Origin of the sequence: Pantoea sp. BL1 (assembly GCF_000963985.1) — a bacterium.
Classification (GTDB): Bacteria; Pseudomonadota; Gammaproteobacteria; order Enterobacterales; family Enterobacteriaceae; genus Pantoea; species Pantoea rwandensis_B.
Window position 1 is genome coordinate 1 of sequence record NZ_JZRH01000090.1, and the last position, 1,103, is coordinate 1,103.

A 1,103-nucleotide genomic window follows, 5' to 3' on the forward strand; every position below is an offset into this window, starting at 1 on the left:
ACGTTGATGACAGCCTCACGCCACACTGTAGTCGCGGATGGTGAAAGCGCCCGGAGTTTATTCTGAAATTAGCCGTATCCGTAATAATTTATATCAGGTAGTGTGGTAATGAGACTCTCCGCGCGACGAGTTCCTCTCAAGCCCGCGCAGTTAAACCTCCGGCCCTGCCAGACAGGCTTTCTCCCCTCACGGACGCAATTTATGCCGTTCCATACAACTGATACCGTCTGCGGTATCGTGGGCGTGCTGCCTGAAACCCTGCGACGCTGGCGGCGGGCAGGCCTTATATCCTCGCCCTCTAAAGAAGGGTACTCGGACGCCCAGCTTGCGTGTGCGCTGCGCGTGCTGGACCTGACAGCCGGAGGCAATACGCTGTTTGACATTCACGCGACACTGCGCTGGCCGGGGCTAGCGCTCAGGGGCGGCTGGACGTTCCGCGAGGAGGATATGCTGCAGCTGCTCCACCGCCACACCGATGACGATGTGCGCCGGGAAATGCGCATGATGGCCACGGACTACTGTACCGACGACTTCGTTAACCGCTACCTGCGGCCGCTCAATCTGTGGCTGCGCAGCGATGCCAGTGAAGGCGCCACGGAACGACAGGGGCGCTTCCATGCGGCCGTACTGGCGCAGTGGAGCCTGATGGCTTCGGCGTCAGCGCGGCGTGCGGCCATCCCCCTGTTTCTGGAGGCGGTCAGCGTCACGGACAGCACGGAAATCTGGATGGAAGCCATCCGGCTGACGGGCCAGGGGTTCAGGGTGGAGGTTAATAATGCATGCAGCGGCATCCCTGCGAGCGCCCTGAGGCGCCACGACCATCACCTGATGTGGTGCGGTAACGGCATCAGTGCAGCGATGCGCGACCACTTCCGCCTGAGCCTGGAGCGCGGTGAGGCAATTATGCTGACCGGCGACGACCGGCGGCTGGCCAGCAACGCTGATGCGCTGACAGCCGTCGCATAATGTTGTTGCTCTTCTAACAGAAATATCAGCGGGCAGCGCTCTGATGCCTGCCCGCTGATACCTCTGCGCGGTGCAGCCTGCGCTGCCCCGTAAAGCTCCGGTACGAGCCAGACCCGGCTACCGGTCCGGTTTGAGAA

General features: G+C 61.7%; 1 protein-coding gene. It reads left to right on the forward strand.

Annotation, left to right across the window (positions count from 1 at the left end; genetic code table 11):
• Window positions 1-201 precede the first annotated feature (201 nt).
• Entirely contained in the window at window positions 202-966 is a 765-nt protein-coding gene (locus VH86_RS24425) for a MerR family transcriptional regulator (protein ID WP_045834420.1), read from the forward strand.
• Window positions 967-1,103 lie beyond the last annotated feature (137 nt).

Bases quoted from the DNA above. Each gene is read 5' to 3' on its own strand.
- VH86_RS24425 (WP_045834420.1), top strand. From the start codon at position 202: ATGCCGTTCCATACAACTGATACCGTCTGCGGTATCGTGGGCGTGCTG.